Source organism: Streptomyces lavendulae subsp. lavendulae (genome assembly GCF_002803845.1).
GTDB classification, from domain to species: Bacteria; Actinomycetota; Actinomycetes; order Streptomycetales; family Streptomycetaceae; genus Streptomyces; species Streptomyces lavendulae.
The window spans coordinates 612,033-622,945 of sequence record NZ_CP024985.1; the positions used below are offsets into that span (position 1 = coordinate 612,033).

Here is a 10,913-nt window from a genome sequence, read left to right on the forward strand (position 1 = left end):
TGTCGTGCTGCTCGATCAGTGGGTGCCGAGCTCGCCGTCGAGCAGTTCGAAGAGCTCCTCGTCGGAGGCCTCCTCGACCTCGGTCCCGGAGTCGTCGTCCCCGGGCCCGTGGCCGGTGTCGTGGGCGGCCTCGCGCCACTTGGCGAGCAGTACCTCCAGCCGCAGGGCCGCGGTGGCCCGTGTTCCCCGGTCGTACGGGGAGCGTGCGAACGCGGCTTCCAGGCGGTCGATCTCGGAGAGCAGCGAGGGGGCCGGCTCCGCTCCGCCGGGTCCTGCCGCGGGCAGCGCGGCGGACAGGTGTCCGGCGAGGTCGGCCGGGGTCGGGTAGTCGAACAGCAGGCTCGCCGGAAGGCGCAGCCCGGTGATCGCGCCGAGGTGGTTGCGCAGTTCGACGGCGGTGAGCGAGTCGAAGCCGAGGTCGCGGAAGGCCTGTGCGGCGCCGATCGCCTCGGAGGAGGCGTGCCCCAGCACGGTGGCGACCTGGGTCCGGACCACGCCGAGGAGGATCCGCCGGCGCTTCTCTTCCGATGCCCCGGCCAATTGCCCGGCGAGGGCGGCCGTCCCGGGCGTGGGTTCCCGGGCCGGGCGGGCCGGGGCCCGGACCAGGCCGTGCAGCAGGGCGTGGACCGGCTCGGTCGTGGCGCGTCGGCGCAGGGCGGGCAGGTTCAGCCGTACCGGCAGGAGCACGGCGTCCGGTGCGGTGCCGGGGGTGTCGGCGGCGGTCCCGGCGGTCGGGGTTTCCGCGGTGGGGGGCGCGCTCGCCGTGTCGAAGAGGGCGAGGCCCTCCTCCGGGGAGAGCGGCGACACCCCGGCGCGCGCCATCCGCGCGAGGGCTCCCGCTCCGGCCCCGCCGAGCATGCCCCGCATCCCCCCGGCCTCCGCCCAGGGGCCCCAGGCCAGCGAGACGGCGGGGAGTCCGGCGGCCCGGCGCGACTGCGCGAGGGCGTCGAGGAAGGCGTTGGCGGCGCCGTAGTTGGCCTGGCCCGCGTTGCCGAACGTGCCCGCGAGCGAGGAGAACAGGACGAACGCCGCGAGGTCCGCGTCCCGGGTCAGTTCGTGCAGATGGAGGGCCGCGTCCGCCTTGGGTCCGAGGACGTCGTCGAGCCGGCGGGCGGTCAGCGAGCCGACGGGCGCGTCGTCGAGCACACCGGCGGCGTGCACCACCGCGGTCAGCGGGTGGGCGGCCGGGATGCCGTGGAGCACGGCGGCGAGCGCGTCGCGGTCCGCCGCGTCGCAGGCGAGCGTGGCCACTTCGGCGCCCAGCGCCGCCAGTTCGGCGGCGAAGGCGCCCGCGCCGTCGGCGTCGGGTCCCCGGCGGCTGGTCAGCACCAGGTGCCGTACGCCGTGCGCCGCCACCAGGTGCCGCGCGACGAGCCGGCCCAGGGCGCCCGTCGCACCGGTCACCAGGACCGTGCCCGCCGGGTCCAGCCCGAGGGACGGGGTCGGCCCGGGGGCCCCGGCGCCGGTCGCGCGGGCCAGCCTCGGCACGAACGCCCGGCCGTTGCGGAGGGCGGACTGCGGCTCGCCGGTGGCGAGCACGGCCGTCAGCCCTTCCGGCTGCGCCCGGTCCGCGTGGTCGGCGTCCACCAGGACGAAGCGTTCGGGGTGCTCGGCCTGGACGGACCTGACCAGCCCCCACACGGCGGCCTGTGCCGGGTCCAGCCGCGCCGCGTCCCCGGCGGTCGCGGCGACCGCGTTGCGGGTGACGATGACGAGCCCCCGCGCGTCCGTACCCGTATCGGCGTCGGCTTCGGCTTCGGCGTCCGCCAGCCATTCCTGTACGAGGGCCAGGGCGCGGCCGGCCACGGACCGTACGGCCCCGGCCTCCGACGGGCCGTCCGTCGCGAACAGCACCACCCGATCGCCGGCGGGCGGCGCGTCCGGTGTCCGGGGCAGGGGCAGCGGGGTCCAGTCGACCCGGAACAGCGAGTCCCGGGACCCGCCCGCCCGGGCGGCGGCGAGCTGTTCGGCGGAGACCGGGCGCAGGACGAGCGAGTCGACGGAGGTCCGGATCCGGCCGGTCGGGTCGGCGGCCAGCAGCGAGACCGTGTCAGGACCGGCGGGGGTCAGCCGGATCCGCAGGGCCTCCACCGCTCCCGCCGACGGCGCGGGGTGCGCCGTCACCCCGCTCCAGGAGAACGGGATCCGGGCCCGGTCACCGGCATCGGCGTCGGGGCCGAGCAGGCCGGGGTCGAGGGCGACGGTGTGCAGGGCCGCGTCGAGCAGGGCCGGGTGCAACCCGAAGCCGGACACGTCGGTCCCCTCGGGGAGTTCCACCTCGGCGAAGAGCGCGTCCTCCCGCGTCCACGCGGCGCGCACCCCCCGGAACACGGGGCCGTAGTCGAGCCCCAGGCCGGCCATCCGCCCGTACAGGGAGTCCAGCGCCTCCTCGGGGACGGCGACCGCCTCCGACGGGGGCCAGTCGGCCAGGGCGGCCGCATCGGCGGTGGCGTCGGCGGTGGCCTCGGCGGTCGACAGCGTTCCGGCGGCGTGGCGCGTCCACGGCTCGTCGGCAGGGGCGTCCTCGGTGCGGGAGTGGATCTCCAGCGGGCGGCGGCCGGCCCCGTCGGGGGACCCGACGCGCACCTGGATCCTTACCGCGGTGTCGTCCGGCAGGACGAGCGGGGCCCCGAGCGTCAGCTCGTCCAGCCGGTCGCACCCGACGGCCTCGTCGAGGGCCGCGCGCCGGGCGAGGTCGACCAGGGCGGTGCCCGGGAGCAGCACGGCGCCCATCACGGCGTGGTCGGCGAGCCACGGGTGGGTCGCGGGCGACAGCCGCCCGGTCAGGACCAGCCCGTCGCCGTCGGCGAGCGGAACGGCGGCCCCGAGCAGGGCGTGGCCCGCCTCGGCCAGTCCGGCGGCGGCGACGTTCCCGGATGCCGGGGCGGATTCGAGCCAGTAGCGGGTGCGTTGGAAGGGGTAGGTGGGAAGGTCCACGCGCCGGAGGCCGTGTCCGGCGAAGACGGCGGTCCAGTCGACGGGCGTCCCGTGGGCGTGCAGGTGGGCGAGGGCGGTGGTGACGGCCAGGCCCTCGGGCCGGTCGGTCCGCAGCAGGGGGACGGTGACGGCGTGCTCGTCCAGGGAGTCCTGGGCCATCGCGGTCAGGACCCCGCCCGGACCGATCTCCAGGAAGGTACCCACGCCCACGTCGGCGAGGGCGGAGACGGCGTCGGCGAAGCGGACGGCCTCGCGGACGTGGCGCACCCAGTAGCCGACCGAGCAGAACTCCTCGGCCGGCACCAGGGCGCCGGTGAGGGTGGAGACGACCGGCAGGCGCGGGGCGGCGAAGGTGACCGTCTCCACCACCTGGCGGAAGTCGTCGAGCATCGGGTCCATCAGGGGCGAGTGGAACGCGTGGGAGACGGACAGCGGCTTCGTCTTGCGACCTTGCGCCTCCAACCGTTCGACGACCGCGGAAACCGCGTCCCGCGTACCGGAAACCACCATGGAGGAAGGCCCGTTGACGGCGGCGACGTCGGCCTGCTCCGGGTGGCCGGCCAGCAGTTCCCGCACCTCCTCCTCGGAGGCCTGTACCGCGGCCATCACGCCGCCGAAGGGGAGCGCCTGCATCAGCCGGCCGCGAGCCGCGACCAGAGCCGCCGCGTCCTCCAGCGAGAGCGCGCCCGCCACATGGGCTGCGGCGAACTCGCCCACCGAATGACCCGCGAGCAGGTCCGGCCGGACGCCCCAGGACTCCACCAGCCGGTACGCCGCGACCTCGACCGCGAAGAGCGCCGGCTGGGCGTGGTCCGTCCGGTCGAGGAGCTCCGCGTCGTCTCCGAACACCACGGTGCGCAGAGGGTGTTCGAGATGCGGGTCCAGTGCGGCACAGGCCTCGTCGAAGGCCTCGGCGAACACCGGGAAGGCGGCGTGCAGTTCGCGTCCCATCCCGAGCCGCTGGCTCCCCTGCCCGGAGAAGAGGAACGCCCTCTTCCTGCCGGGCTCGGCGACGGCCCGCACCACCGATCGTGCCGGGTCGCCGTGGGCGAGGGCTGCCAGCCCCTCCAGGACGCCGGCCGTGTCCGGTGCCACGACGGCGGCGCGGTGTTCCAGGGCGGTGCGGCTCGTGGCCAGGGAGTAGGCGATTTCGGCCGCCTCGCGGTCGCCGTCGCGTTCCGGTACGTGTTCCCGCGCGTGCTCCAGGAGCCGCCGCGCCTGCTCGCGCAAGGCCTCCGGGCTCTTCGCGGACAGCAGCCAGGGCGCCGTGAACGGGGGTGCGGGCTTCGTTCGCGCAGCGGGCGCGGTCCGGGAGACGGCAGGCGCCTGTTCGAGGACGACGTGGGCGTTGGTCCCGCTGAAGCCGAAGGAGGAGACCGCCGCCCGGCGGGGGCGGCCGTCCTCTCCCCAGGCGACGGGTTCGGTGAGCAGGCGTACCGTCCCGTCCGACCAGTCCACGTGCGGCGAGGGCTCCTCCGCGTGCAGGGTCCTGGGCAGGACGCCGTGGCGCATCGCCTCGACCATCTTGATGATCCCGCCCACCCCGGCCGCCGCCTGGGTGTGCCCGATGTTCGACTTCAACGACCCCAGCCACAAAGGCCGCTCGGCCGAACGCCCCCGCCCGTACGTCGCCAGCAACGCCTGCGCCTCGATCGGATCACCCAGCCGCGTCCCCGTCCCGTGCGCCTCCACCACATCCACATCGGCTGGAGACAGTCCGGCACCCGCAAGGGCCTGTTCGATCACCCGCTGCTGCGCCGGACCGTTCGGAGCCGTCAGACCATTCGAAGCACCGTCCTGATTGACCGCACTCCCCCGCACCACCGCAAGCACCGGATGCCCCAGACGCCGCGCATCCGACAGACGCTCCACCAACAGCATCCCGACACCTTCCGCCCACCCGGTGCCGTCCGCGTTCGCGGAGAACGCCTTGCAGCGGCCGTCGGCGGCCAGCCCGCGCTGGCGGCTGAACTCCACGAAGGCTCCCGGGCCTGCCATGACGGTCACACCACCCGCCAGGGCCAGTTCGCACTCGCCCTGCCGCAGGGCCTGGACCGCCAGGTGCAGGGCGACCAGGGAGGAGGAGCATGCGGTGTCGACGGTCACCGCGGGGCCTTCGAGGCCGAAGGTGTAGGAGAGGCGGCCGGAGATGACGCTCCCGGAGTTGCCGGTGCCGAGGAAGCCCTCGACCCCCTCGGGCACCGACCGCAGGGCGGAGGCGTAGTCGTGGTACATCACGCCCGTGAAGACCCCCGTACGGGAGCCGCGCAGCGTGGCGGGGTCGATCCCGGCCCGCTCGAACGCCTCCCACGAGGTCTCCAGGAGCAGCCGCTGCTGCGGGTCCATGGCGAGGGCCTCACGCGGCGAGATCCCGAAGAACGCGGCGTCGAACTCCCCGGCGTCGTAGAGGAATCCGCCCCGGCGGGTGGTGCTGGAGCCGGTGGCGCCGTCTGCGGCGAGGAGGTCGAGGTCCCAGCCCCGGTCGACGGGGAAGTCGGAGATGGCGTCGGTGCCCGTGGCGAGCAGCCGCCACAGGTCCTCGGGGGACCGCACGCCGCCCGGGTAGCGGCAGCTCATGGCGACGATGGCGAGGGGCTCGTCGGAGTCGGCGGCGCCCCCGGCCCGGGTGGCCGCCCGGACGGTGCCGGCCGGTCGGGCTCCGTCGAGTTGACCGAGCAGATGGCGGGCGAGCGCGTCCGGGGTCGGGTAGTCGAAGACCAGCCCGGCCGGCAGCCGGGCGCCGGTCGCCGAGACGAGTCGGTTGCGCAGTTCCACGGCCGTGAGCGAGTCGAAGCCGAGCTCCCGGAAGGCCTGGGTCGCCTGGACGGTTGCGGGCCGGTCGTGGCCCAGTACGGCGGCCGCGTGGCCACGCACGAGGTCGACGAGCAGATCGGTCCGCGCCGCCTCCGTCAGCCCCCGCAGCCGCTCCGACAGCGCGGAGCGGGCCGCGTCGGCGGAACCGGCCGCGGCCGCCTCGGTACGGCGTACGGGGGCGGGGACCAGGTCCCTCAGCAGCGGGTGCGGGGCCCCCGTGCGCGCCTGTTCGCGCAGCACGGTCAGGTCCCAGCGGACGGGGACGAGCAGCGGCTCCGGGGAGCCCAGGGCGCGGTCGAGGAGTCCGAGTCCTTCCTCCGTCTCCAGCGCGACGAGCCCGGAACGGCCGATGCGCCGGTGGTCGGCCTCGGCCAGGCCGGCGGTCATCGTGCCCGTGCTCGCCCACAGGCCCCAGGCCAGCGAGAGGCCGGGCAGGCCCGCGGCGCGGCGGGTGTGGGCCAGCGCGTCGAGGGCGGCGTTCGCGGCGGCGTAGTTGCCCTGGCCCGCGTTGCCGAAGACCCCGGCGGCCGAGGAGAACAGCACGAAGGCCGACAGGTCCAGGCCGCGGGTCAGCTCGTCCAGGTGCAGGGCGCCCGCCACCTTCGGGTCGAACACCCTCCGCACCCGCTCGGGGGTCAGGGACGGCACCACGCCGTCGTCGGTCACGCCCGCCGCGTGGACCACGCCCGTCAGCGGGTGTGCGTCCGGCAGCGAGTCCAGCAGCCGGACCAGCGCCTCCCGGTCGGCCACGTCGCAGGCGACGGTCTCCACCGCGGCGCCCAGTGCGCCCAGCTCGGCCGCGAACTCCCGGGCGCCGTCGGCGGCGGGGCCGCGGCGGCTCGCCAGCACCAGCCGGCGGACACCGTGCCGGGTCACCAGGTGCCGGGCCACCACCCGCCCCAACGCCCCGGATGCGCCGGTGACCAGGACCGTTCCCGACGGGGCGAACACCGCGGGGCCGGGGGCCCCGCCGCCCGCCGGCGCGTCGGCCGCCCGGACCAGCCGGGGCGCGAACAGCGCCTTCCCGCGTACGGCCACCTGCGGCTCGCCCGTCGCGGCCGCGGCGGCGAGCGCCGCCGGGTCCTCCTCGCCCGGGTCCTCGTCGAGGTCGAGGAGGACGAGGCGGCCGGGGTTCTCCGACTGCGCCGCACGCACGAGGCCCCAGACCGCGGCCTGCGCCGGGTCGGCGGCCGAGGACGGATCGACGGCCACGGCGCCCCGGGTGAGGACCACCAGGCGCGACGCGGCCCACCGCTCGTCCGCGAGCCAGTCCTGTACGAGGGCCAGCGCGGCCTGCGCGGCCACGGCCGGGCGGGCCGCTGCGTCGGCGCCCGTGGGGTCCGGCAGCCGGACCGCCACCACGTCCGGGACGGGAGTGCCCTCGGCGGCCGGCGGCCGGGGAAGGGCGTCGAGGACGGCGACGGGTAACTCCCCGGCCGGGGCGGTCAGGAGGTCCCCGGCCGGCTTCCACTCCAGCCGGAACAGCCCGCCGGCGCCGCTTCCGCCGGCCGCGAGTTGCTCCGCCGCCACCGGGCGCAGGTCCAGGGAGTCGACCGAGAGCACCGCGCTGCCCGTGGCGTCCGCGAGGGACAGCGAGACCGCTCCCTCCCCGGCCGCCGTGGCGGACGAAGGCGCGGGCGCGAGACGCAGGCGCAGCGCGGTGGCGCCGGTCGCGTGGAGGGTCACCCCGCTCCACGCGAACGGGATCCGGGGCCCGTCGGCCGGGGCCGCCGGATCACCGAGGCCGACCGTGTGGAGGGCGGCGTCGAACAGCGCGGGGTGCAGGCCGAATCCGGTGACGTCGGTTCCGTCGGGCAGGGCGATCTCGGCGAAGAGTTCCTCCCCGCGCCGCCACCCGGCCCGGACTCCACGGAAGACCGGGCCGTACTCCAGGCCCAGCCCGGCCATCCGGTCGTACAGGGCGCCGGCGTCGAGCGGCTCGGCCCCGGCCGGGGGCCACTCGGCGAGCCCGGGGGCCGCGCCGGTGCCGGCCGACAGGAGGCCCGAGGCGTGGCAGGTCCAGGCGTCGGCCTCCATGGCGTCGTCGTGCCGTGCGTACACGCGCACGGCCCGCGCGCCGTTCGTGTCGGGGCCGTCGACGACCACCTGGAGCTGTGCGCCGCCCTGCTCGGGCAGGAGGAGGGGGGCTTCCAGGGTGAGTTCCTCGATCCGGCCGTACCCCACCTGGTCCCCGGCCCGGAGCGCCAGCTCGACGAGCGCGGTTCCGGGCAGCAGTGCCGCACCCAGCACCACGTGGTCGGCGAGCCAGGGGTGCGTGGCGAGCGACACCCTGCCGGTCAGCAGCACGCCCTCGCCGTCGGCCAGGGTGACGACGGCACCGAGCAGGGCGTGATCGGCCGGCCGGAGACCGGTCCGGGTGAGGTCACCCGCGGCGGGCCGCGTCTCCAGCCTGTAGTGCTCGCGCTGGAAGGCGTACGTGGGCAGGTCGACGCGTCGGGCGCCGCGTCCGGCGAGGACGGCGGTCCAGTCGACGGGGATGCCGTGGACGTGGAGCCGGGCCAGGGCGGTGGTGACGGCCACCTCCTCGGCGTCCCTGTCGGCACGCAGGACGGGGATGACGGCGGCATCGGCGTCTTCGAGGACCGTCTGGGCCATGGCGGTCAGGACACCGCCCGGACCGATCTCCAGGAAGGTGCTCACCCCTTCCCCGGCGAGGGCGGTGACCGCGTCGGCGAAACGGACGGCCTCGCGGACGTGGCGCACCCAGTAGTCGACGGAGCAGAACTCCTCCCCCGACACCGGAGCGCCGGTGAGCGTCGAGACGACCGGAACGGTCGGGGCTTTGAAGGAAACACCCTCGGCTACCTTGCGGAAGCCGTCGAGCATCGGGTCCATCAGCGGGGAGTGGAAGGCGTGCGAGACGGAGAGCCTCTTCGTCCTGCGGCCGTCCGCCGCGAGCCGGTCGACGACCGCCGCCACCGCATCCGAAGCGCCCGAAACCACCACCGCCGAGGGCCCGTTGACCGCCGCGATCCCCGCGCGGTCCTCGAACCCGGCCAGCAGGTCCCGTACCTCCTCCTCCGAGGCCTCCACGGCGACCATCACGCCCGCGGGCGGCAGCTCCTGCATCAGCCGGCCGCGCGCCGCCACCAGGGCCGCCGCGTCTTCGAGCGAGAACACGCCCGCCACATGGGCGGCCGCGAACTCGCCCACCGAGTGACCCGCGAGCAGGTCCGGCCGGACGCCCCAGGACTCCACCAGCCGGAACAGCGCCACCTCGACCGCGAACAGGGCGGGCTGCGTGTAACCGGTCTGGTTCAGCAGCTCGGCATCATCCCCGAACACCACGTCCTTGACCGGCCGTTCGAGGTGCGGTGCCAGCGCGGCGCAGACGTCGTCGAAGGCCTCCGCGAACACCGTGAAGGCCGCGTACAGTTCACGCCCCATGCCCGGCCGCTGGCTCCCCTGTCCCGAGAACAGGAAGGCCACCGTCTGCCGGGGTGCGACGACCCCCGTCACCAGGCCGCCGCTCCCGGCACCGGCCGTGGGGGCGTCCTGCGCGAGCCGTTCCAGTGCGCGGCGCAGGTCCTCACGGTCCGATGCGACGATCGCCGCGCGGTGGTCCAGGGCCGCCCGGGTCGTCGCCGTCGACAGGCCCAGGTCGGCCAGGGACTGGTCGGGGTGCTCCTCCGTGTGGCGCAACAGCCGTGCGGCCTGGCCGCGCAGGGCGGCCTCGTTCTTCGCGGAGAGCAGTACGGGCGTCGCGCGTGCCGGGTCCTGCGCCGGGGCGCTCTCTCCGTCGGCCGGCCCGGGCTCCGGCCGCGGGGGCTGCTCGATGACGACGTGGGCGTTGGTGCCGCTGAAGCCGAACGAGGAGACCGCCGCGCGCCGGGGCCGGTCGCCGTGTTCCGCCCACTCCACGGGCTCGGTCAGGAGGCGGACGGTCGTGGACGACCAGTCGACGTGCGGGGTCGGCGCGTCCACGTGGAGGGTCCTGGGCAGGACGCCGTGCCGCATCGCCTCGACCATCTTGATGATCCCGCCCACCCCGGCCGCCGCCTGGGTGTGCCCGATGTTCGACTTGAGCGACCCCAGCCACAAAGGCCGCTCGGCCGAACGCCCCCGCCCGTACGTCGCCAGCAACGCCTGCGCCTCGATCGGATCACCCAGCCGCGTCCCCGTGCCGTGTGCCTCCACCGCGTCGACTTCGGTGGCGGACAGGCCGGCGTCCGTGAGTGCCCGGCGGATCACGCGTTGCTGCGAGGGGCCGTTCGGGGCGGTGAGGCCGTTCGAGGCGCCGTCCTGGTTCACGGCGCTGCCGCGGACCACCGCGAGCACCGGGTGCCCGTTGCGGCGGGCGTCGGACAGCCGCTCCACCAGCAGCATGCCCAGCCCTTCGCTCCAGCCGGTGCCGTCGGCGGCGGCCGCGAAGGGCTTGCAGCGGCCGTCGGCGGCCAGTCCGCGCTGGCGGCTGAAGTCGACGAAGGAGGTCGGGGTGAGCATGGCGGTGACGCCGCCCGCGAGCGCCAGGTCGCATTCGCTCCGCCGGAGCGCCTGCACGGCGAGGTGCAGGGCGACGAGGGAGGAGGAGCAGGCGGTGTCGACGGTCACGGCCGGCCCTTCCAGGCCGAAGGTGTACGACACCCGTCCGGAGACGACGCTCGCCGCGCTGCCCGTGCCGATGTAGCCGTCGACGTCCTCCACGGCCTGCTGGAGCACCGATGTGTGGTCGTGGTACATCACGCCCGTGAACACGCCGGTGCGGCTGCCCTTGAGGGAGGTGGGGTCGATTCCCGCCCGCTCGAACGTCTCCCAGCAGGATTCCAGCAGGATGCGCTGCTGGGGGTCCATGGTGAGTGCCTCGCGCGGGGATATCTCGAAGAGGCCCGCGTCGAAGAGGTCGATCCCGTCGAGGAATCCGCCTTCCCGGACGTGGCTGGTGCCGCGGGTGTCCGGGTCGGGGTCGTAGAGGGATTCGAGGTCCCAGCCGCGGTCGGCGGGGAATTCCGTGATGGCGTCGCCGCCGTCCGTCAGGAACTGCCACAGGCCCTCGGGTGAGGTGATCCCGCCGGGGAAGCGGCAGCTCATCGCGACGATGGCGATCGGCTCGTGCTGTGCCGCGTCGAGGTCGCGCAGCCGCTCGCGGGCCTCGTGGAGGTCCGCCGATACCCGCTTGAGGAAGTAGCGCAGCTTTTCCTCGT

1 protein-coding gene is annotated in these 10,913 nt (G+C 75.6%); it reads right to left on the reverse strand.

Features of this window, described 5'->3' with window-relative positions; translation table 11 throughout:
* Positions 1-15: 15 nt before the first annotated feature.
* Positions 16-10,902, reverse strand: a complete 10,887-nt coding sequence (locus SLAV_RS02845; protein WP_425276234.1) for a type I polyketide synthase — start codon at positions 10,900-10,902, stop codon at positions 16-18.
* Between the last annotated feature and the right edge of the window lie 11 nt (positions 10,903-10,913).